Origin of the sequence: Mucilaginibacter tolerans, from assembly GCF_030519375.1 — a bacterium.
Lineage (GTDB): Bacteria > Bacteroidota > Bacteroidia > Sphingobacteriales > Sphingobacteriaceae > Mucilaginibacter.
The window spans coordinates 108,613-133,106 of the sequence record NZ_JAUMKB010000002.1; the positions used below are offsets into that span (position 1 = coordinate 108,613).

Here is a 24,494-nt window from a genome sequence, read left to right on the forward strand (position 1 = left end):
TCAAAATGCGCCTAATCATTGATCTCTAATCAACTAATCTCTAATTTTAGTACATTTGCGCCGCAAATGAATAAGAAAGTCGCATTTTATACATTAGGCTGCAAGCTTAACTATTCGGAAACATCAACCATCGGTCGCCTGTTTAATCAGGCCGGTTACGATACGGTTGATTTTACCGACACGCCCGATGTGTTTGTGATCAATACATGTTCTGTTACCGAAAATGCTGATAAAAAGTGCAAAAAGGTAGTTAAAGAGGCATTAAAGATATCTCCAAATGCCTATGTGACCATCGTCGGTTGCTATGCTCAGCTTAAGCCAAAAGAGATTTCGGAAATACCGGGTGTGGATATGGTTTTGGGTGCCGCAGAGAAATTTCAGATCATCGATCATATCACTGATCTGACCAAACAGCCAAAAGCATTGGTTTATAATCAGCCGGTATCAGAGGCCAACCAGTTTGTTTCATCTTATTCATTTGGCGACCGCACGCGTACTTTTCTTAAAGTTCAGGACGGTTGTGACTATTCCTGTTCATTTTGTACCATTCCCCTTGCCCGTGGGGCCAGCCGGAGTGACACTATCGAGCACGTATTGGAACAAGCCAAACAGATTGTTGCCTCAGGTGTGAAAGAGATCGTGCTTACTGGTGTTAACCTTGGTGATTTTGGTATTCGCAATGGAGAACGTGAAGATAAGTTCTTCGACCTGGTAAAAGCTCTGGATGAAGTAGAAGGAATAGAGAGGATTCGTATATCATCTATCGAGCCAAATTTGCTAACGGATGAGATCATTGAGTTTGTGGCCAAGTCAAAGCGCTTTATGCCACATTTCCATATTCCGCTGCAATCGGGTAATAACAAGATATTAGGTTTGATGCGCCGCCGGTATAAAAGAGAGCTGTATGCTGACAGAGTGGCTAAAATAAAGGAACTGATGCCAGATTGTTGTATCGGGGTGGATGTGATCGTCGGGTTCCCTGGCGAAACACGTGAGGACTTTATTGATACCTATAATTTCCTGAATGGGCTGGACATTTCTTATCTGCATGTGTTCACTTATTCGGAGAGGGAAAATACCCCGGCTGCCGAGATGAGTAATCCCGTTCCGGGATCAACGCGTGCCGAAAGGAGCAAGATGCTGCACATTCTGTCTGACAAAAAACGCCGTGCTTTTTACGAAACACAGCTTAATAAAACCGAAAAAGTGTTATTCGAAGGCGATATCAAAGATGGTTTTATGCATGGCTTTACCCGCAACTATGTGAAGGTGAAAGCCAAATACGACCCTGTTTTAGTTAACGAATTAAGGTCGGTTTATTTAACAAATATTTCATCTGACGGTGACGTGGAGATTACCGAAAGCGAAGAATTATTAGTGCATTAAGTTTATATTCGCTGCAAATTAACATCTATGTTCCCAACCCTTAGTTCCCTCATCCAATATCTTACCGGCCTCGATATTCCGCTTCCAATACAAACCTTCGGTTTTTTTGTGGCCTTTGCTTTCCTGGGAGCTTATTGGGCTTTTTCGCAAGAATTTAAACGTAAGGAAAAACTGGGTTATGTTCATCCGATGGAACGTACAGTTACAGTTGGCGAACCAGCCTCTTCCGGCGAGTTGATTGCAAATGGCATATTCGGGTTTATTTTAGGTTATAAGCTGATAGATGCTGTTGTCAACTATCACAAGCTTTTAGATGATACACAAGGCTTTATTTTGTCGGCGCGTGGCAATTGGATAGGTGGCATTGTCGGTGCGGCTGTTTTTGCCTACTGGGCATATGCTGAAAAGAAAAAACATGTGTTAGCTCACCCCGTCACCAAACAGGTAACTATGCATCCGCACGAATTGATGGGCAGCATATTGCTTTGGGCGGCTATTGCAGGCTTTGCTGGCGCTAAAATATTCAATGCACTGGAGAACTGGGATCAGTTTGTGGCCGACCCGGTTGGCATGTTGATCGGCTTTGCAGGATTAACCTTTTTTGGAGGATTAATATGCGGTGGAGCAGCTGTTTTATACATAGCCAATAAAAATGGAATTAAGCCGTTTACCATGCTGGATATCGGCGCACCGGGTATGATGTTATCTTACGGCATTGGCCGTATCGGCTGCCAGATGTCGGGTGATGGTGATTGGGGTATAAATAATTTTAACCCAAAACCACACTGGTTAAGTTGGGCGCCTGATTGGATGTGGGGTTTCAAATTTCCTCACAATGTGAATGAGGCGGGAGTAAGCATACCTATGTGCGTCGGAAAATATTGTAAGGAGTTACCGATGCAAGTTTATCCGACGTCATTTTATGAATCGGTGGTTTGTATATTACTGTTTTTCTTTCTGTGGAGTATACGTGACAAGATAAAGGTACCTGGCGTTATGTTTGGAATCTACATGATCATAGCAGGTGTTGAACGCTTCCTGATTGAGTTGATAAGGGTCAACACCAGGTACAAGATTGGCGGATTAGAATTTACACAAGCTGAATTAATTTCCGTTATATTGGTAGTAGGAGGAATCATTTTGATAGCTGTAGCGAAACGTAATTCAAAACAATTGACCCCAACAACGAATGGTTGATCAGCTTTTGCAACATAAACTGGTAAAAAACCAGGTTTTTAGATTTCTTCTTTCGGCGGGTACTGGTGCTTTGGTTGATGTCTCGGCCTTTCATTTATTTTACCAAAATATTTTCGAACAAAAGACCTATAACGTTTTTTCTTTTACGCTCGGCAATTATACAATATCATTGGCTATATCATTTTTTTTAGGCGTCATAGTTAATTTTTTAGTAACAAGGTATTTAGTGTTTAAGGAATCGAAATCCAAACCTACTAAGCAGTTTGTAAGATTTATTTCAGTCGCAATTGTTGGATATTTTGCGAATTGGACACTAGTAAAGCTATTTATTTTAAAATTTGACTTTAATCCGGATATAGCAAGAGTAATGGCAATTTCAATTTTATTCTTTGCCAGCTATTTTATACATAAGATGTTTTCGTTCAGCTTATCTTTGCGGCATGCATCTTGAAAGACTAACGCACGAAGTAATTCGTGTTGCCAAACAAGCCGGCGATTTCATCCGGCAGGAACGTAAAAACTTTGATCCAGATAAAATAGAGTATAAAGGACTGAACGACCTCGTGTCCTATGTTGATAAAACAGCGGAGAAGATCATCGTAACCGAACTGGAAAGATCCTTACCCGAAGCCGGATTCATCACCGAGGAAAAAACCACTACTAAAATAGGTGATCGTTATAATTGGATCATTGACCCCTTAGATGGCACTACCAATTTCATACATGGCGTACCCAGTTTTTCTGTAAGCATTGCGCTGAAAGAATATGATGAGTTGGTATTAGGGGTGGTGTATGAGATCAACCTGGACGAATGTTTTTATGCCTGGAAAGACGCACCCGCTTATCTGAACGGCAAAGAAATTAAAGTGAGCAATAATCCTTCCGTTGGAGGTAGTTTGATCGCAACCGGTTTCCCTTATTATGATTTTGAAAAGCAAGCGGCATATATTGCACTATTTACAGAATTAATGAAAAGCTGTCATGGCTTGCGTCGTTTAGGTTCTGCAGCAGTTGACTTAGCTTACACAGCATGTGGCAGGTTTGAGGCATTTTATGAATATAACTTAAATCCGTGGGATATAGCAGCCGGTGTTGTCATCGTTCGGCAAGCCGGAGGAGAAGTGGTGAATTACAAAGGAGGCGATGAAGTACTTAATTCGCGTCAGTTACTGGCAACCAATGGCAAGATAACTCGGGAAATGCTTGAGATTATTCAACAATACTTTAATTAAGTAGCACGAATTTCACGCTGATTAAAAGCAAATTGCACGAATAAATTCCATCAACAGGACCTCAATTCGTGCAATTCGTATTTTATTAATTCGTGTAATTGGTGCCAATTACATCGCTTCCGAAACTACCTCGGTAACTTCTGGAACCATTCTTTTCAACAGATTCTCGATACCTGCTTTAAGCGTAACAGTTGATGACGGGCAGCCACTGCACGAACCTCTAAGTTCAACAGTTACTACGCCATCTGTAAATGACTTATAGTGAATAGCTCCGCCATCTTGCTCAACAGCAGGGCGAACGTAATCCTGCAATATCTGCTGAATTTTGATCTCCGCTTCGGTGCCTTCAAACGCAACTTCCTGTTGCTCTTCCATTTGTACTTTCAGTTCAGCTTCAACGGCGCCTTTTACAAACTCCTTAACTATTGGCTCCAGGTCGTTCCAGTCACTTCCTTCAGTTTTGGTTACAGTAACGAAGTTGCTGGCAAAGAAAACACCGTTCACAAACGAGAACTTGTACAGTTCTTTTGCAAAAGGTGAGTGTTCTGCACTCTCCTTTGTAGGGTAATCAACACTACCATTGATCAGCAACTTGTTCACGATGAACTTCATGGTTGCCGGGTTTGGGGTCGATTCAGTATATACGTTGATGTTCATTTTAATTCTAAATTAATGCAATAACAAAGTTAGACAGCTTTTTGCTTACTTTCAATAGGTCGAGTTGTTATGACGCCTTTATGATAATGTGCAAATATGCGAATGCGTAAACGTACAGATTCGATTTTTTCATTTGCACGTTCGCACATTTAACCATCTGCACATCAAACACCTGTATAATTTGAGGGACTTATTTTCTTGATCTCTGCTTTTATTACGTCGCTTACATTCAAGGTTTCTACAAACTCAGCAATAGTTTCGGCATTGATCGCTGCGTTTGTTCGGGTCAATTCCTTTAATGCTTCGTATGGATTAGGATAGCCTTCGCGGCGCAAAATGGTTTGTATAGCTTCTGCAACTACTGCCCAGTTAGCTTCCAAATGTGCATTGATTGCCGGTTCATTCAGTAGTAATTTATTTAAACCTTTTACAGTTGATTTGATTGCAATTAAAGTATGTGCAACCGGAACACCAATATTACGCAGGACTGTAGAGTCAGTCAAATCGCGTTGCAAACGAGAGATCGGCAGTTTGCCCGCAAGGTGCTCAAATAACGCATTAGCTATGCCCAGGTTGCCCTCGGAGTTTTCAAAATCTATCGGGTTAACTTTATGCGGCATGGCTGATGAGCCCACTTCTCCGGCTTTTATTTTTTGCTTAAAGTAATTCATGGAGATATAAGACCATATATCCCTGTCCAGGTCGATTAGAATATTATTGATACGTTTTAATGCATCACATTGCGCTGCAAAATTGTCGTAATGCTCTATCTGCGTGGTGAATTGTGAACGGCTAAGGCCAAGAATGCCGTTTACGAAATGATCCCCAAACTTTCTCCAGTCGATTTCAGGATAAGCTATATAATGTGCATTGTAGTTACCAGTAGCACCCCCAAATTTTGCCGAATAAGGCACCTGTTTTAATAAATGAAGCTGGTTTTCCAGGCGTTCAATAAACACTTGTATCTCTTTGCCCAAACGTGTTGGTGATGCAGGCTGACCATGGGTATGCGCCAGCATGGGTAAAGTGGCCCATTCGGCAGCATAGCTTTTTAATAGATCGATTAACTCTGTAATAGCAGGGAGATAAGCCTCGTCAATAGCTAATTTGAAACTGTAAGGAATGGATGTGTTATTAATATCCTGTGATGTAAGTCCGAAATGAATAAACTCCTTATACTTTTCAAGGCCAAGCTTATCGAATTCTTTTTTGATAAAATACTCAACTGCTTTTACATCGTGGTTGGTGATCTTTTCAATGTCTTTTATGCTCTGGGCATCACTTTCTGAAAATTTTTGGTAGATGCTGCGTAACTTTTCTGATAATTTTTTATCAAAATCCTGGAGCTGTGGCAAAGGATATTCGCACAGGGCTATAAAGTATTCTATTTCAACAAATACTCTGTATTTGATAAGCGCATATTCTGAAAAGTAACCGGCTAACCCGGCTGTGGTATTACGGTACCGGCCATCAATAGGAGAGATTGCCGAAAGCGGTGTAAGCGTCATGTAGTGCTAATTTTCGGCAAAGGTAACAAAATCAGTTCGCAGTTTTGAGTTTGCAGTTTGCAAACTGTTAACTGACAAGTATAAACTGGTTGAGATTGTCTTGGAAAAGTCATTTATTCAGGAAACTTTGAAATCAAAAAATGTTTCCATAGTTTTGACCCATTAAGTCAATGAGTCAAACAGAGAGAATAATATTAGGCGGTGAGGAGCTTTTTTTAAAGGCGGGGATCAAGAGCGTCACGATGGACGACATCGCCAAACACCTGGGAATGTCGAAGAAAACTATCTACCAGTTTTTTAGAGACAAAAATGAACTGGTGATCGCCCTGGTTAATAAAAAGCTCCGGGAAGATGAGGATCAGATGGAAGAGATTGTTGCTAAATCAACCAATGTGATCGAGGGAATGATCAACATGATGAAATGTTCGGAAGATATTTTTTCCAGGATCAATCCGGTGGTGATACATGACCTTCAGAAATATCATCCGGATGCCTGGAAACAATTCCAGAATTTTAAATCGGGCGTGATGGTTCAAACACTCGAAGAACTTTTGAAAAAGGGGATAGAGCAGGGTTACATAAGGGCTGATATCGACGTAAAGATAATTGCAAGGATGAGGATGATGCAGGTGGAGATGGGCTTTAATACCGCCATTTTCCCGCATTCCGAGTTCAATATATGGAAGGTGCAGCAACAGTTTCACGAGCACTTTAATTATGGGATTTGTACGCTTGAAGGGTATAAACTCCTGAATGAATACAGGAGCCTGCACGAACAGGTAAATTAATTAATGCTATTGACATACCGTTGTCACACAGGTTTTTAACCTTTGATAATGCAAACTAATACTAATACGAATAAACACAACTCACTATATACTATGAAACATCTATTTCTATTTATGCTGCTTCTGTCGGGATTAACTTTAAGCAGTTATGCCCAGCAGACTGCGCCTCCACCGGGTACAGCCCATAATTTTTCGCTCCAGGACTGTATTAACTATGCCTATGAACACCAGGATACTGTGAAAAATGCGGCGCTGGATATTAAAAGTGCTGAATACAAGGTAAAAGAAACGACAGGAATAGGTTTACCCCAGATAAATGGATCTGCCAGCTTTACGGATTATTTAAAAACCTCTACTATTTTATTTCCCAATTTTATTACACCAGCGGTCTATCAGGTATTGATAGATCAAAAAATAAAAGACGGATCAGGCAATACAATTACTACTGTGCCGAATGGTGCAGGTGGCTATACATCAGTAAGCTTTCAGCAAAAATATAGCACTAATGTAGGCCTCACATTAACTCAGATATTATTTGATGGTAGCTACCTTGTCGGCTTAAAGGCTTCAAAAACATATAAGGAGTTATCTGAGCGCAGCTATATACGCTCAAAAATCGACGCAAAAGTAAATGTCACCAAAGCCTATTACCAGGTATTGGTAAGTAATGAGCAAATCAGATTATTAGATGCTGATTTAACTCAGCTTAAACAACAGCTTGACCAGACAGTTGCTCAAAATAAGCAAGGCTTTGTTGAGCAAATTGATGTTCAACGCATACAAGTACAGTATAATAACCTGGTAACAACCCGGGAGAATACGATAAGATTGTTGGTGCTAAATTACCAGTTATTAAAATTCCAGATGGGAATGCCTGTAAATGAAGAGCTTACGCTGGCTGACAAGTTGGAGGATATTAAGTTAGAATCAGATATCTCAAACCAGGGAGATACAACATTTTATCATAACAGAATAGAATATGGTCTCTCTGAAACCAATTTGAAGCTCAACCAACTTGATCTTCAGCGTAGAAAGTCTCAGTTTTTGCCAACATTTTCAGCAAACGGTAATACTTCAATAGTTAACCAAAATAATTCGTTTAACCAATTGTTTAAAGCTGACTATCCATCGACTTATGTAGGATTAAGTTTGAATATACCAATTTTTAGTGGCGGCCAGCGCATTAACCAGGTAAGGCAATCAAAAATAGCCGTGTTGAAGGCACAGAACGACCTTGATAACCTTAAGAATGGCATTCTGCTTCAGGCTAATTCAGCGCAGATTACATATACCAATAGTTTGAAATCATTAGACAACCAGAAAGAGAATCAAAAACTGGCGCAAGAAGTATTACGTGTATCGAAGATCAAATATGGCCAGGGAGTAGGCTCAAGTATTGAGGTGACGCAGGCGCAAACAGATCTTGAAACAGCCGATAACAAATATATACAAAGCTTGTATGATGCCCTGGTTAGCAAAGTTGACCTGGATAAAGCATACGGAAAAATTCAATAAACAATCACAACAGACTCAGAATATAAAGACATGAAAAAACTATTATACATACCGGCAATTTTATTATTGGCAGCTTGCAGTCAGCCACAGGGTAAAGCTGCTAAACAGGCTGAACTGGATAAACTTAAAAAAGAACAGGCTGACCTGAATGCCAAAATAACCAAGTTACAGACTGAGCTCGGCTCAACCGATTCCGTGAAACGAACTGAAGTGAACGTTGTTGATATAAAAGCAGGTAACTTTACCAATTATGTTCAATTACAGGGCCGTATTGATGCTCAGGACAATGTGGTAGCGTATCCACAGGCTTCGGGCTCCATTACAGGCTTATATGTAAAAGTAGGCGACCACGTGAGCAAAGGTCAGGTTTTGGCGCAGTTGGATAACAGTGTGCTATTACAAAACATTGCACAGGCACAAGCGCAGGCGGAACTTACTAAAACAGTATATCAGCGTCAGAAAAATCTTTGGGATCAGAAAATAGGAACTGAAGTGCAGTTTTTACAGGCAAAAAGTAATTTCGAAGCATCTGAGAAGCAAGTAGCTTCCTTGAAACAGCAATCTAATTTGTATCGCATTGTTTCTCCAATATCTGGTTCTGTTGATCAAATGGATCTTAAATTAGGTCAGATAGCGTCGCCAGGTGCAACAGGTATCCGCATTGTAAATGCTGATGTTTTGAAGATTAAAGCCGATGTTCCCGAGTCCTACGTAGCAAATATCAATCAGGGTGATAATGTTAAAATTGTTGTTCCTGATGCGAATGATTCGTTAACGGCTAAAGTGACTTTTGCTGCAAAGGTTATAGACCAGGCATCTCGCAGCTTTGGTATCGAAATAAAATTACCTCAGCGCAAAACATTGCGTCCGAATATGACAGCTGTGATAAAGATCGCTGATTATTCAAAAAACAATTCGATTGTTGTCCCATTGAATGCAGTGCAAAGGTCAACATCAGGCGATTATGTTTTTGTTGCTGATAACGGCGAAGCAAAGAAAAAAACGGTGAAAGTGGGGGCAGTCTCAGGCGCACAGGCAGAAATATTAACCGGACTAAGTAATGGCGAAAAATTGATCACACAAGGCGCCAGTGAAGTTGAAGACGGTGATAAAATCAAAATATCAACTGCTAATTAATCATCTAAAATCGACAGGATATGAAAGATGTTGTAAAAGAATTCAAGCCCTCAAGCTGGGCGATAGATAACAAGACAGCAGTTTATGTGATGATATTTTTGATCACGTTGCTTGGCTTGTTAAGCTATAACAGGTTGCCGAAGGAAAACTTTCCGGATATAGCGCAATCAAAAGTATTTATCACTACGGCTTATGGTGGTCAGTCCCCTCAGAATATTGAAACACTGGTAACCAAACAGATCGAAAAGCAATTAAAATCGCTTAAGGGCCTGAAAAAGGTGACTTCGAACACGCAGCAGAACGTTTCTATCATCACTGCTGAGTTTCAGGCGAATGTTGACATTAAAGATGCTAAGCGAGATGTAAAGGAAGCGGTTGATAAAGCTAAACAAGACCTTCCTCAAAATGATAATCAATTAAAAGAATCGGTTATATCGGATATTAATGTGGCTGATATTCCTATCCTGTACATTAATATATCAGGTAACTATGATCTTAAAAAATTGAAGGAATATGCTGATAACCTGAAAGATGATATCGAAGCCATGAAGGAAATTTCCAAAGTGGATGAGGTAGGGGCGCTCAAACCAAATATTCAGATCAATGTCGACCTGAATAAGATGACTGCCGCACAGGTAAGCTATAATGATATTATCCAGGCTGTTGGAAATGAGAACGTCATTTCTTCGGCAGGTAACATCAAGACCGATGGCGTGCAACGTGCTATTGATATAAAAGAGGATTTCAAGAATGCGGATGAAGTAGCTGCCATGGTGATCAGAAATCCGCAGGGCAAAGCTGTTTACCTGCGTGATATTGCCGAAGTAAAGGATGCATTCCAGGACCAGGAGAGCTACGCTCGTTTAAAAACAAATGATGATCCTAATTTTAAGAACGTTATTACGCTTAACGTTAGTAAAAGATCCGGAGAGAACCTGATCGAGGCGTCGGACAAGATCAACCAGTTGATAAAGGACAAACAAAAAACTGTATTCCCTAAGGGATTGAATATTACAGTTACTGGCGATCAGTCAGATAAAACCCGTACTACGCTGAATGACCTGATCAATACCATCGTGATCGGTTTCATCCTGGTAACTATCATCCTGATGTTCTTTATGGGTAGTACCAATGCCATCTTCGTGGCACTATCGGTACCATTGTCCTGTTTCATCGCATTTTTGGTGATGCCGGCCATTGGGTTTACCCTGAACATGATCGTATTGTTCTCGTTCTTGCTTGCATTGGGTATTGTGGTGGATGATGCCATCGTGGTGATCGAAAACACACACCGAATTTTTGCTAATGGTAAAGTGCCTATTAAACAAGCTGCTAAAATGGCTGCAGGTGAGGTGTTTTTGCCTGTATTTTCAGGCACCATGACCACTTTGGCACCATTTGTTCCGCTGGCATTCTGGAACAGCTTAATCGGTCACTTTATGTTCTTCCTGCCAATTACGCTGATCATTACCTTACTGGCATCGTTGGTTGTAGCTTATATCATGAACCCGGTTTTTGCTGTTGACTTTATGAAGCCGCATCATGATGGCGAACATGATCATCCGAAATTTGATAAAAAGGTGCAGCGAGCTATGTTGTTTTTGGGTATTGCAGCAGTTTTTGGATATTTGATGAATCGTGGTGTAGGAAACTTTGTGGTATTTGCAGCACTATTGTATTTACTAAACCATTTCTTTTTGATGCGATGGATCGACCGTTTCCAAAAGAACGCCTGGCCCAGATTCCAGACATGGTACGCAAAACGTTTGGAATGGGCAGTGCAAAGACCATGGTGGGTATTAGCAAGTATCATTGGCTTATTTATTTTTACGATTGGATTTACTATCGTTCGTAGCCCGAAAGTGGAATTCTTCCCGGCAGGCGACCCTAACTTCACTTATGTTTATGTAACCATGCCTATTGGTACCGATCAGTCGTATACTAATGAGGTGGTTGCCAAACTCGAGAAAAAGGTAGCTGCTGTAGTGGAACCAGACAAGGATATTGTATCATCTATTATCTCCAACGTTTCAATCGGTGTAACCGATCCTACGGATGAAGACCAGGGTACTTACTATAATAAGGGCAAAATAACAGTAGCTTTTGTTGAGTTCGGTAAACGTAACGGTAAGGATACCAAGAAAGTGATGGAGAATATACGCAGGTCTGTACAAGGTATGCCTGGCGTAAAAATTTCTGTAGCTCAGGAAAATGCGGGACCACCGGTACAAAAGGACGTCAGCATAGAGATGATAGGCGATAATCTGGATACGCTGGTAAGAACCAGTGACAGGTTGAAAAAATTCATTGAGAAACAGAACATAGCCGGTATCGAGAATCTGGTACCTGATGTACAGAATGATAAGCCTGAGATTGTATTTGATGTAGACCGGGAGCGCGCAAACCGCGAAGGTATTACTACGTCGCAGATCAATCAGGCTTTATTTACCTCTATCTATGGTTTTAAAGCTTCCGATTTCAGGAACACGAAGGAGGATAACTACGAGATCGATGTACGTGCCCAAAAAGCTCAACGCGATAATATTGACGCTTTGAAAAATCTGAAGATCACTTATCGTGATTTGGCGACCGGCGGTGCTATTCGCCAGGTACCTATCTCAGCCTTTACAGATATCAGGTATACAAATACCTATGCTAACATCAAACATAAACAATCAAGACGGGTGATTACGTTAGGATCAAATGTATTGAAATCAGCTAATGCCAACGAAGTGAACGTTGCAATAGCCCAGGCTATCAAGAATTTTAGAGTACCTGATGGTGTAAGCATCCACATGGGTGGTGGCCAGGAAGACCAGGTAGAAGCAGCAACATTTTTGGGTACTGCTTTGATGATATCTTTCGGTATAATCCTGATTATATTGATGACACAGTTTAACTCGATAGGAAAGACATTTATTATCCTGACGGAAATATTCTTCAGTATCATTGGTGTGTTCCTGGGCGTGGCCATATTCAAAATGACCATCTCCATCGTAATGACAGGCATCGGTATAGTTGCATTGGCCGGGGTAGTTGTTCGAAATGGTATCCTGCTGGTTGAGTTTACCGATATGCTGATAGAGCAGGGGGCAAGCCTGCACGACGCAGTAGTAGAAGCTGCCCGTACCCGTATGACACCGGTGTTGTTAACTGCTACTGCTGCTATGCTTGGGTTAATCCCGCTGGCTGTGGGCTTCAATATCGACTTTGCAGGTTTATTTACCTCATTTAAACCGCACATTTACTTTGGTGGTGATAACGTTGCATTCTGGGGGCCACTATCATGGACAATGATTTTTGGCTTAGGCTTTGCAACAATTATTACGTTAATATTGGTACCATGTATGTATATCATCAGGATAAGGCTTAAAACAGCACTCTTTAAGAAAAAAGACTCCGCCGAAGAGCCACAGGAAATTGAAGTAGGTCAAATGGTCTAATCTTCAATATGCATATTCAAAGAGCTGCCTGCTACACCAGGGCAGCTCTTTTGTTTTAGGCTAAAAAACATCGTCCAGGCATATTCATTGTGTAAAAATGACATTGTAATGTTGGAATTTTTGATAGATTTGTTTGAAAAGTCAAATTTGTCTATTAAACATTTAATATTTAATGGGTGTAATAAGCGAACAACAGGATATTAAGAGGGAAAAAATATTAGAGGCAGCTTATGAACAGTTTTTGCATTATGGTTACTCTAAGACCACAATGAATGAGATTGCCGGCTCATTATCTTTATCGAAAGCCTTACTTTACTACTACTTTCCAGATAAAAGTCAGCTTTACATAGCCGTAACACGCAAGCTGGCCGGTGATTATCTGAAGACTTTACAGGATAATATCAGCAAGATTACCGATCTGAAAGAAGCTTTTGTATTCCAGATTGATACCCACCATAACTTCATACTAAATAATTATAATTTCTTTGATTACTTCAGGCTCAATGAGCAAAATATGCCAGATGCGATATGGGAAATAGTGGATGATATCCGCCAGGCAGAGATGAGCTTGTTAGGCGATACCATTATTGCTGAGGCCGAACGCGGTAACATAAAACCAGTTGATACCCCCCGGGAAGTTGTTGGATTATTGCTGGACGCATTACATGGTGTAAGGGTCGGGTCGGCAGCTTACAATAAAAAGAATAGTTTTCCCAGGAAAGAACATCTGGAAGAGATCCACAACAAGCGTCTATTGCTGATCGATATTTTTATTAAAGGATTAAAGTACTGATCTACTGTCACCTTTGGGTCAAAAAGTCATTAACCTTAAATTAACGCCTGCTTTATTTGGTATATTTGACTAATTAAATTATTTGGTCAATAATTATTCGTCATATAATTGTTAAAGATACTTCTTAATTTAGAGGTGATTGTTTTAGAGTGATTGAAGCATCCCGGGGATTACCGGGGTGCTTTTTTCTTTTATATCAGTCCTTAATAAGACTAACCATTTTCCATCTTTTTTTATTTAGGGCATCACCACCAAAAAACTGCAACGTGATTACGAAGGATGTTACCGTTTTTTCTCCCCTGGTATCCTTCGACTCCAGGTAAGATTTTATGGTGTAAGTAGAGTCGGTTTTTTGGTCAAACTGATAACCTGTCTCAGGGAAAACAATATTAGCAGTTTTTACATTCTGTTTTACAAACTGCTTGGCAATAGTGTATACATCTTCATTTTTCGGAGGGTTATTTACTATTTCCTCATTCGTTCCGCTACGTGCAAACCTGACGAGAACAAACGTAAAAAAAACGGCAAGTATGATCAGGAATATGATCAACTTGTAAGCAAACTTCTTTTTAATCGCCTGATTGTTAACGTAGCTTTTTGACATTAGTAAAACTCATAACAACGCCTTACTCCTTCAAATCGCCCTGGCGATCCATCGCCGCTACTTGAAGGTAAAGTCGTTTCGTATCCTATGCTTCCTTCGGTGCTACCCGCAGTGTTACCATAGGTAAGGCCTTGTACCGCTGCGTCATGACTAAAACCAAAACGCAGCTTTTCGCCACCTTCCCTGTTAATAAACAGATCAAATATAAGAGATAAAACGACAGCACTAGGGCCTGTTTGTGCACCACTGCGGTAGGAGAGTCCAACGTTTACACCACGGCGCTTGTATTGCATACCGATACTGTACGATTGAAACTTGTCTTGCTTATAATAAACTACGGATGGAATTACATAAGATTTATCGTCATCATCCATATTTTCGAATGGATCAAGGTTCAGGCGATAGCTGATATGGGTATTGAGTCTCATCGGCAATTTAGCTGGCATACCGGTAAACGATTCGTTGGGTTGGTTCACATGTTGCAACGCTGCACCGATATTAAATTCACCTATTACCAGGTTTGTACCAATACCTGTATCAAAATAAAATTTATTATTAAAAGGTAATTGAGTAGCTGCTGAAACTGAGCCGGGAATAATACCAATGCTGGCGTCTAACTGATCGTCAAAAACCAATTTATTATAGTCTATTTTCCGTTGAGTAAAGCCTGCCTGCAAACCGAATGAAAGTACGAAGTCTTCGGAACCGACGCTGTACGAATACAAACCCGATAAGTTTGTTTTATCCAGGTAAGCGGTACCTTCACTGCTTCGGGTAAACAACAGACCAATACCGCCACCAAATCGTGGAATATTCCAATCAATAGATCCGGAAACATACGATAATGTACCGGGCACCGCCGTCCATTGGTTACGGTAGATCAGGTTCATCCTGAGATCAGCCTTGAACTGGCCCGTAAGAGCAGGGTTAAGATATAAAGGCGAATTGAAAAACTGCGAGTACAAATGATCCTGGGCAAAGCTCGTAAAGCTTTTAAATAGTACCATCAGGAGCACCAACCGCCGCATAACCATATTATTCTTCACCTTAATATTATCGTATTATCTTAATAAATGTATTGCCCCTGTTTTGCTTGGTGATGAATTATGGTATGACATTCCTTTCCATTCCTCGCCGTTTAGAAGTGTAGCACTTATTTGCCATATGTAAACACCTTGCTCTACAATTTTGCCTTTATAAGTACCATCCCAACCTTCAATAGGCGAGCCATTGTTATCTAACTTAGTTGTTTCCCAAACCAATTGACCGAAATTGTTAAATATCTGCATGCGCCATGTTTTCATCCCGAACCCTTTCGCAATAAATGTATTCAGGCTCTTATCCGAACTGGCTGGAATAAACGCATTTGGTAAAAATAAGTTTCCCTTAAACGTAATATTTATGCTCTTAGAGATCACTTGGGAACAATCCGTACCTGGTGTCGTGGCAGTCAGCGAGACCGTAAATGGCGCCTTACTAAAATCAAAATGGTGTGAAGCAGGCATATAAGACGGATCAAAGTTTGATCCATCACCAAAGTCCCACTTGTAAGTTAATGATGATGCAGGGATGTTATCTACCCCAGGCGTAGTGTTGTTGAAAGTAACGTTAAAGTTCTGATCAGCAGTCCAGGTAAAGTTTGGAGCGGGGATAGGATAAACCGTAAACTGTTTCAACGCCGATTCAGGGGCATCACCACAACCGGAATTGCCCGCTGTTATTGATACGTAATATACACCTGTGGCGGGAGGAGTATAGGGAATGTCTCCAGTTCCGGCGGGTAAGGTCAGTATCGGTTTTTTATTGGAATCATATATAGTAATCGTGAATTTATCGCCGCCGGATGAGAGGTTCTGGAACGTTACCGGGCTGCCAATACAAACATTGCCGACATCACCTTTGATCTGTATTTTCGATATCAAAGATGATGGCGAAACCTGTATATCATTAGACGGAGAAGTAGCCTGGTTACCGCACTTGTCTATCACCACCAGGTACATTGAAAAGTGAGTTTGCTGAGTAACCGTCATTGGTTGAAAGACGGCATCCCGCGTATCCGGATAAGTCAAGTGTTGTACTATGTTACCATTTGCGTCTTTCAGATAAAAATCATACTGCGCATTATCGCCGGGCGATAAGTTTTGAGCAGAAAGCGTAAATGTACCACAGGCTGATGTTTGAGACGGATTTAAAACTGCAAGCGGTTTAGCAGAGCTCACTTTTACGTAAGCAACATAAGGTGCTTGCGAACCGCAATTACTTGTAGGTGTCATAGAGACCTCATAAATAGCTTCGGTACCATCATTTGATGGCTGGAAGGTATGAGACGGCGGGTTCACAGCAGTTACCTGGGGCGACCCATCACCAAAATTCCAAACAAATGTACCACCGGTTGGTGTAGGAGTAGATGTATTGGTAAATGTAACTGTTACAGGTCCGCAACCATGGTCTTGATCCATCGCGAAATTTGGAGTAATGTCGGAAGACACACTGATTGCAACAGTTGAGGGTATATCCTGACATGGTGGTAAACCTTTTATTGTCCAGGTGAACTTGTAAACGTTCCCTCCTTTCATACCAGTAACTGACGTGATATAATTATTAGGATCAGCAATATTCACTGGTGGGCCTCCGGTTTGCATCCATGCTCCAACAAATGCCCCCGGATCGTTACCTTTTAATGTGGTGCTGAATTGATTGCACAAATTTTGGTTTGGTCCTGCATCAGCAATAGGCGTTGGCGGGTTAACGGTAATGGTAGTAGGTGTCGAGCGTACGTCACCACAAGTAAGACCATTACGTACAATTGCCCTGTATTGCGTAGTTCGTGTTAGATTTTTATAATTTATTACAGATGTCGTATCACCCATCGGCTGCCAGTTATTCCCACCAACTGAGAATTCCCAGCCTACTACAGAACCGACCTGCTGCGAAAGGCGAACTTGTCCGAAATTGCTACCATAACAAACGGTATCATTGGTCGATGTAATACCACCGTATGGCGCCGGGTCGATCGTAATATCCACCTCATCGGGTTTAGACGGACACGCCGCTGTATTTGTTACCGTCCAAATGAATTTATAGACACCAGGTTTCAGGCTATCAACCATGGTCTTCGGATCTGCAACGTTAGCAAAAACTGGTAACGACGGCCCTGATAGCATGCTCCACCGACCTTTATTTGGTAATTGGACTGGAGTGGCGTTGAGCTTATAAGAAGTTTGATTACATACACGATCAGATGGTCCTGCATTTGCAGCAACAGGAGGTGGATCCACGGTAATTGTGGTCACTGTTGAAGGCACCTCCGGGCAGACCCCATTTTGAACCCAGGCACGATATTGGGTGGTCTGGGTTAAATTGTTATAACTAATTTTTCTATTGGTATCCAATATCGGCTGCCACCCGTTACTGATGGTGTCACGGTACTCCCAGCGAACCACATGGCCATATTCTCCCGAAAGCGTGATCGGTCCGCCATTGCTGCCGGCACAGACCGTTGCATCACTTGATGTGGTACCACCTACCGGTGCTTTGTCAATAATGATGGTAACGTCATTTGCGCTTGGCGGACAGGCTGTAGCATTGCTTATTGTCCATCTGAATACGTATTTGCCGGGTATTAAATTGATTACATCGCTACTATTGCTAGTTGAATCTGCAAACTTTGCATTGGCCGTTGGCGGTTCACTAAATATTGTCCACACCCCTTTATTTGGGAATGAAACGCCGGTAGCCTTAAGCTTGTAAGTAGGTTGATAGCATATTGTTTCATCCGGGCCGGGATCGGATACCGTTGGAGGGGGATCAACGGTAATGGTCGTGATTGTCGATGAATCGGCCGGACAAGTGCTGCCGGGGATTTGCACCCAGGCCCTGTATTTAGTTGTCTTCAACAGACCTGAATAATCTTGTTTATCCGTAGTATTAAAGATGGTTTGCCATGTTCCGCTATCATTATATTCCCAGCGCAATACGGATCCCGCATACGCTGTAAGCTGTATGGTGCCCGAATTGGCTCCCGAACAAACATGTGTATCACTTTGGGTGGTACCACCAACAGCTGGCGGGTCATTTTTTATCGTAACCGTATCAGCAGTTGGTGGACAAGATCCTGTCCTGTTGGAAATGGTCCATATAAATTTGTAGGTAGTACCGGGCAGTAGTCCGCTTACTCCTGAATTAGAAAGCGTGTCGTTTGCAAAAACTATACTTGCCGGGCTGCCTAAAACGGTCCATTTGCCTTTGCCGGGTGATGGGTTATTGCCTTGCAGAACATAATTACTCTGATTACATAGTGCATAATCCGGACCGGCATTTGCCGCAATCGGCGGCTGATCTACCGTAATTGTAGTTGGAGTCGAATATGCAACTGGGCAAACTCCATTAGTTATAACAGCCCTGTACTGAGTGGTCTGCATCAAACCTGAATAGTCGTATATATTAGTTGTGTCTGCAATCGGAAACCAAGTGGTATTATCAACCGAATATTCCCACCTCAATATTTTGCCGGATTGCCCAGAGAGTGTTATCCTTCCTGCATTGGCGCCTAAACACACGTGCGCGTCGCTTGACGTGTTACCGCCTATAGGGGGAGCATCGAAAGTTATGTTTACCGTACTACTGCTCGGAGGACATGATGGGGAAGCTGTGATGGTCCATTTAAATGTGTACAGTCCCGGAGCAGATGGAGTGACCGTGGCATAGGGGTCTGTTATAGAAGAAAAACTGGCGGCAGGTCCACTACTTACCTGCGACCATACACCTGTACCAACAGCAGGTGGATTACCACTTAATTGATACGAGCCCGATGAATAACATATTGTGGCGGGCGAACCTGCATTCGCCGTTGTAGGTGGTGGATCTACGATTACTGTTGCTGTGGTCGAATAATCATCGGGACATGAGGCTCCATTGTGTACCTTGGCACGGTAATAGGTTGTTTGTAACAGGCCTGCAACATTCAGGGTATCCGCCGTAACCGTGATCGATGTCAAGTTGGTAGCAAAGGTCGAATCGGTTGAAGACTGCCATTCTACTAACGTACCCGATCTGCCGGCAAGCGCGATTGAGCTGTTTCCACCCACGCACACTTCCGCAGGGTTAGGTGTAGCTATGCCACCGACAGCCGGAGGCTCGAAAGTTATAGTTACCGTACTGCTGCTCGGCGGACAACTCGCAGAAGCTGTGATGGTCCATTTAAATGTATACGATCCCGGAGCAGGAGGGGTGACGAAAGCCTGACCGTCTGTCAAGGAAGAAAAACTGGCCGTAGGCCCACTGCTTATTTGCGACCATACCCCTGTTCCAACAGTCGGCGTATTTCCGCCTAACTTATATGCACCTGATGCATAACATACTGTGGCGTTCGGACCGGCATTTGCCGTAGTAGGCGGAGGGTCTACAATTACCGTTGCTATAGTTGAATAAACGTCAGGACATGAAGATCCGTCATGTATCAGGGCACGATAATAGGTGGTTTGGGTCAGGTTGGCAACAACCAAGGTATCCGCGCTAACAGTAGTCGATATCCAGTTGGTAGCAAAGGCCGTATCTATTGAAGACTGCCATTCCACTAAAGTACCCGATTTGCCGGCAAGTGAGATCGAACTGTTGCCACCCTGGCAAACTTCTCCGGGGTTAGCAGTCGCAATACCGCCCAGGGGCGCTTTATCAATAATGATAGATACCGAACTGCTGCTTGTTGGGCATGAAGCAGATGCCGTAATTGTCCATTGAAACTGGTAATTGTTGCCCGGTGTCAAACCTGATACAGTTGCATGAGGGTCGGTATTATTCGGCGAAAAAATGATACCTGGAGTTGGGGCTCCCACTTGTGACCACATCCCGGTTTGGGGTGTCGGATCATTAGCTTGTAACGGGACAGAGGTTACGTTACAAAGGTGCTGCAGCGGCCCTGCATTAGCAGTAATAGGGGATGGCTCAACAGTAATTGAAACAGTCACAGGCGTACCCGGACAGCTGCCATTATAAGGAGTGATCGTATAGGTTACAACGCGCGGCGTAGTATTACTGTTCACCAGGTTATCTACAATACTATTTACAAGAACGGCTGTACTTTGGCTGCTATTGCCTGTTACACCTGAAGGTGCGGCACTTGTCCAGGTGTAGGATGTATTGGCTACATTTGACGATAGCGTAATATTTGCGTTTGCAAGCACATTACTACAAACTGGTGAAGGTGCGTTTGCAATGGCCGATGGCAACGGATGAACGGTAACCTGAAGCGTAAATGGAACTCCAGGACACGAATTATAAGTAGGGCTGATCGTATAAGTCACGATAGCATCCGTAGTGCCGGAATTAGTGATCTGATCGGTTATGTTATTACCACTTCCTGGAGTAGTAAAGTTGGCTGCCGTTCCTGTAGTTACAGCGGCCGTCCACGTAAAGCTGGTTCCGGCATGGTCAGCGGTTATATTATAATTAACCGCCTGCCCCGAGCAGGTTGCCACAGTAGCAGAACTATTGATCTTTGCCTGTGGCGTGATATTAATTACAACCTGGTCAGTTGTTGTAAGACAAGGGGCAGTAGACGTAGCTGTAAGCGTCAATGTGGCTATTCCTGCCGATATTTCTGAAGCAGAAGGTGTGTAAGTTGGCGTTAGCGATGTAGTGCTCGAAAAGGTACCTCCACCTGCACTGCTCCAACTGTAACCGGTACCACCCACCACATTTCCCGACAAGGTAACGGTTGGTACAGGGTACGCACAAACAGTCTGGTCCGTACCGGCATCGACAGTAGGCGGCTGGATAAAAGTGATATTTTGCGAGTCGGATGCGGTGCCGCAGGCATTAGCATGAGTTACATTAATGGCATAAGTGCCATAGCCGACGAATTTTATTTTTGGATATTTACTGCTTGAGTTTGTCCCTCCTGCAAAAACAGCGCTGCCACCTGCTGGTGGCGTTACGGTCCAGGCATAGGTATCTGTTGAGGCGGAGCCTGTAAATAGCACTTTGGTAGACGAGCCACTGGTGCCATCAAAAGTTAGTGTCTGGTTATCACCACAAAGCGACACATCTGGCGACAGGGTAGCAACAGGCGTAGCTTGTACTACTATAGTTTGTGTAACCGATCTTGTGGCACAGGCCGTATTAGCGACATCGCTAATGTTCAAGGTTATTGTATAAGTACCGGCTGCCGTAAACTTAAATAGAGGTGAAATGCTGTTTTGGTTAGTTCCGCCTGTAAAACTATAAGTGGAAGGCGTAGCTGACCAGGTGTATACTATAGGGCTGCATGGAGCACTATCTACTACTGATGTATTAGTTACGGGTACTGATGCAGTTGTTACGCAAACCGGGCTTATAATAGTAAATGCCGGCTGCGGCGGGTCTTCAAGACAAATAGACTTTTGAACATCTGCTGCCGCGCAGTAAGGAACGTTGGGATCCGCAGGCGCGTCTGCATGAAGTAATATCGTGTGGGTACCATGTGACGTAGTAGCAGGTATGACATAAGAATAGGCCAGATTTACCTGGCTAGCTACCAGAGTTCCATCAAAATACCAATCGTACAATGCATTTGGATTCTGTAAATTACAGTCAAGTTGGGTAGCTGTACTGTAGTCCGGCCCCGGTCTGGAATTATTGGGCACGGTGATCGCCGTGCCCACACAGGCAATGGCGGGTAGGCCAAAGTCGACCGTCGGTGTAATTATTATCTTAGCAGTAGTAGTACTTGGAGCAGTTAATCCACCGCAATATGGTGTCGATGGCTGGCATATTACCTGTAACGGAGTGCCTGAACCACAAGTTGGCGCCGTATAGTCATGCGACAATAGACCGCCGGCCTGAACTATATCGCAATAATCTAAAACGCTGGTTGTCCCATCGCCCCAGCTAACTGTGTACAATGTTCCCGGATAGTTGTTGTTTATTCCAATAGCGCCCGAGAAGGGTACACCAAACGTTAATGTCGCCATACCACCCGCCGGCATACAGGCAAAAGGCTGACCAACCGGGCTAAACGGATTAAGCAAGTTATTGTTAATAAGTTGATAGCCATAGGTGCCAACTACACCACCAATGGTTGATTTAGCAATAACGGTATAATAAGATTTAGTAGGCGTGAATGAATACCCGCCTGCCGGTATTGTGATATTAGTACCCTCGCTGCTGCCTGACGTCTCGTTATAAAAACTGGCAGTAACGGTACCGCTGGATGTTGGTGTAATTGTAAAAGGTGGAAGGGTACCTACACATCGCCCGAATACACCACTGGAAGGAATTGTCTCCGTAGAGATCGTAGGTTTTACTGCCGTACCAGCCGCAACAGTGATGCTCGCCGTGTTTGAACTGGTGGAAGCTGGGGTAGTTGTTACTACTTCGATGTTATAGGTTCCCGGTGCCAGTGCTGCAGGTAAAGTACCATTAACAAAACTGGCATAGAATCCTGAATAGGTTCCTAAGACTGTTGTGCCTGACGCAAAAGAGCCTGATGAGTTGGACAAAATTACCTGGAACTGATTGCTGCTTTTATCCAGACAAGAGCCTGTAGTACCGAGACTGATAGGAACTGCCACAGTTGATCCCGGAGCATATGGCCCCGGATCAACCGTGCCGACCGTTATAGTTTGAGCAAAGGCACCTGTTATAAAAAACAAGGTGAGTATTGCTAAAAAGAATAAATGTTTCGTAAAGGTTCTATCCATACACATTTTTTTCACTTAATTGTAAGGGTATGCCTAACAGTTGTTCTTTACCTTTTTAGCAACAAAACCTGCTTTTATCAGAAAATGCAGGTTTTAAGTAAATAGAACTAACTTCCGCCTTTATACGAAACTGAGTGCATTGGGTTGCAGTATTTTAGCTAAAACGAGCTTGTTAAAAATGCTCCAAAAAGAGTCGAATTAGAACATTCTGATTAACTGGAAGTTAATTATAATATCTGAAGCGAAAAGAAATCAAAATGTGGATAAGTTTATCCGAAAAACAAGTATGAAACGAAAATTGCAGCAACAATTCCAGCCAAATCTGCTATCAACCCAAAAGGAATTGAATAACGGAATTTTTTAATGCCGACCGACCCAAAATAAAGTGCCACAATGTAAAAAGTGGTATCTGCTGAACCGTTAAATACACAACCTAAACGACCTGCAAAACTGTCGGGGCCAAATGTTTGCATAGTTGTAATCATCATGGCGCGTGATCCTGAGCCACTTAATGGTTTCATATATGCAACAGGCATGGCGTCTACAAAACGCGTATCCAGGCCTAAACCGTTCACTGCCCATCTCAAACCATCGTTCATATAACCCAAAGCACCGCAGCTACGGAAAACGGCAATACCCACCAGCATAGCAACGAGGTAGGGGATGATCTTAATGCAGGTATCAAACCCACCTTTTGCTCCATCAATGAATGCTTCAAAAACGTTGATTTTCTTAAGCATACCTCCTAAAATGAAGACAACAGGAATAGCAAACAAAAGTAGGTTACTGGTGATTTTTGAGAAGGTACTGATTTGTTCTTTAGTTAGATGGGTTGTAAAGAACCAAACCATCACTGTGATGAATAAACTAACACCGCCAAGCCAGGCGATGATCACCCTGTCAAATAAATTGATTCTTTGGCGAATGGCTACCGCGATCATGCCGATCACAGCTGATACATACGTAGCTATGATGCATGGAATAAAAACATCTGTTGGATCCTTGGCGTGAAGTATAGCGCGCTGTGCAATAATGGCAACGGGCAACAACTGCATACCGGATGTAAGCAGCACCAGGAACATGATCTGGGCATTACTGGCTGTCTCTTTGTCTTCATTTATCTCCTGCATGCTATCCATTGCTTTTAAACCAAGTGGGGTAGCCGCGTTTAACAGTCCGAGCAGGTTTGCCGAAAAACTCATCAGGATATTTCCCAAAGCCGGATGATCTTTTGGAATTTCAGGAAATATGCGACGAAAAAATGGCCCTACAATGCGGGAAAGGAAGTTAATTGCACCTGCTTTTTCACCAATTTTCATGATCCCGAGCCAGAAAGTCATCGCACCGATCAATGGCAGGGCAATGTCCATTACCGCTGTTTGTGAAGAGCTGAATAAGCTATCAACAATTGATTTAAAGGCTTCTGTATCGCCCAGAAAGATCAATTTTACCAGGGCAAGTATAAATGCAATAACAAAAAAGAATATCCAGATATAGTTAAGGGCCATAGTGCTTATTCAGGTGTTGAAGGTAACAGTTTTTTGTAAAAAGTTTAA

General features: G+C 42.5%; 15 protein-coding genes. 9 read left to right on the top strand and 6 right to left on the bottom strand.

All coding sequences use genetic code 11. The features are described from left to right. Nucleotides 1–66 precede the first annotated feature (66 nt). The 4 genes from mtaB to Q3A68_RS03070 are packed head-to-tail and all read left to right on the top strand — an operon-like array spanning nt 67 to nt 3,815. The gene (mtaB, locus tag Q3A68_RS03060; RefSeq protein WP_302899563.1) at nt 67–1,386 is read left to right on the top strand and encodes a tRNA (N(6)-L-threonylcarbamoyladenosine(37)-C(2))-methylthiotransferase MtaB; all 1,320 of its coding nucleotides are present in this window, start codon (nt 67–69) and stop codon (nt 1,384–1,386) included. A 27-nt stretch (nt 1,387–1,413) separates the two neighbouring features. After that, the gene (locus Q3A68_RS03065) at nt 1,414–2,583 is read left to right on the top strand and encodes a prolipoprotein diacylglyceryl transferase (RefSeq protein ID WP_302899564.1); all 1,170 of its coding nucleotides are present in this window, start codon (nt 1,414–1,416) and stop codon (nt 2,581–2,583) included. After that, nucleotides 2,576–3,034: a GtrA family protein gene (locus tag Q3A68_RS23120; RefSeq protein ID WP_368045650.1), complete on the top strand. Its 459-nt coding sequence runs from the start codon at nt 2,576–2,578 to the stop codon at nt 3,032–3,034. The genes Q3A68_RS03065 and Q3A68_RS23120 overlap by 8 nt, the downstream gene beginning before the upstream one ends. Further along, the gene (locus Q3A68_RS03070; RefSeq protein ID WP_302899565.1) at nt 3,024–3,815 is read left to right on the top strand and encodes an inositol monophosphatase family protein; all 792 of its coding nucleotides are present in this window, start codon (nt 3,024–3,026) and stop codon (nt 3,813–3,815) included. The genes Q3A68_RS23120 and Q3A68_RS03070 overlap by 11 nt, the downstream gene beginning before the upstream one ends. Before the next feature lie 108 nt (nt 3,816–3,923). Here Q3A68_RS03070 and Q3A68_RS03075 read toward each other — a convergent pair whose 3' ends face one another. Then, a complete protein-coding gene (locus tag Q3A68_RS03075) occupies nt 3,924–4,472 on the bottom strand; it encodes a NifU family protein (protein WP_302899566.1) in 549 nt (182 codons plus the stop codon). Between the two features lie 164 nt (nt 4,473–4,636). Continuing rightward, the gene (gene purB, locus Q3A68_RS03080; RefSeq protein WP_302899567.1) at nt 4,637–5,980 is read right to left on the bottom strand and encodes an adenylosuccinate lyase; all 1,344 of its coding nucleotides are present in this window, start codon (nt 5,978–5,980) and stop codon (nt 4,637–4,639) included. A gap of 170 nt (nt 5,981–6,150) precedes the next feature. Between purB and Q3A68_RS03085 the strand changes: the two genes are divergently transcribed. From Q3A68_RS03085 to Q3A68_RS03105, 5 genes are all read left to right on the top strand, one after another. Then, on the top strand, nt 6,151–6,768 hold the full coding sequence (locus tag Q3A68_RS03085; RefSeq protein ID WP_302899568.1) for a TetR/AcrR family transcriptional regulator: 618 nt from the start codon (nt 6,151–6,153) through the stop codon (nt 6,766–6,768). A gap of 93 nt (nt 6,769–6,861) precedes the next feature. Then, complete coding sequence (locus tag Q3A68_RS03090) at nt 6,862–8,283, top strand: TolC family protein (RefSeq protein ID WP_302899569.1); 1,422 nt, start codon at nt 6,862–6,864, stop codon at nt 8,281–8,283. Between the two features lie 30 nt (nt 8,284–8,313). Beyond that, nucleotides 8,314–9,420: an efflux RND transporter periplasmic adaptor subunit gene (locus tag Q3A68_RS03095; protein ID WP_302899570.1), complete on the top strand. Its 1,107-nt coding sequence runs from the start codon at nt 8,314–8,316 to the stop codon at nt 9,418–9,420. 20 nt (nt 9,421–9,440) lie between these two features. Continuing rightward, nucleotides 9,441–12,863: an efflux RND transporter permease subunit gene (locus Q3A68_RS03100; RefSeq protein WP_302899571.1), complete on the top strand. Its 3,423-nt coding sequence runs from the start codon at nt 9,441–9,443 to the stop codon at nt 12,861–12,863. Nucleotides 12,864–13,035: 172 nt separating this feature from the next. Continuing rightward, entirely contained in the window at nt 13,036–13,656 is a 621-nt protein-coding gene (locus tag Q3A68_RS03105; protein ID WP_302899572.1) for a TetR/AcrR family transcriptional regulator, read from the top strand. A gap of 196 nt (nt 13,657–13,852) precedes the next feature. Here Q3A68_RS03105 and Q3A68_RS03110 read toward each other — a convergent pair whose 3' ends face one another. The 4 genes from Q3A68_RS03110 to Q3A68_RS03125 all read right to left on the bottom strand — a co-directional run bounded on the left by Q3A68_RS03110 (nt 13,853) and on the right by Q3A68_RS03125 (nt 24,446). Further along, on the bottom strand, nt 13,853–14,260 hold the full coding sequence (locus tag Q3A68_RS03110) for a hypothetical protein (protein ID WP_302899573.1): 408 nt from the start codon (nt 14,258–14,260) through the stop codon (nt 13,853–13,855). Continuing rightward, a complete protein-coding gene (locus tag Q3A68_RS03115) occupies nt 14,260–15,306 on the bottom strand; it encodes a PorP/SprF family type IX secretion system membrane protein (protein WP_302899574.1) in 1,047 nt (348 codons plus the stop codon). The genes Q3A68_RS03110 and Q3A68_RS03115 overlap by 1 nt, the downstream gene beginning before the upstream one ends. A 15-nt stretch (nt 15,307–15,321) precedes the next feature. Next, complete coding sequence (locus tag Q3A68_RS03120; RefSeq protein ID WP_302899575.1) at nt 15,322–22,938, bottom strand: DUF8696 domain-containing protein; 7,617 nt, start codon at nt 22,936–22,938, stop codon at nt 15,322–15,324. A 269-nt stretch (nt 22,939–23,207) separates the two neighbouring features. Next, the gene (locus Q3A68_RS03125; RefSeq protein ID WP_302899576.1) at nt 23,208–24,446 is read right to left on the bottom strand and encodes a nucleoside recognition domain-containing protein; all 1,239 of its coding nucleotides are present in this window, start codon (nt 24,444–24,446) and stop codon (nt 23,208–23,210) included. Nucleotides 24,447–24,494: the final 48 nt, after the last annotated feature.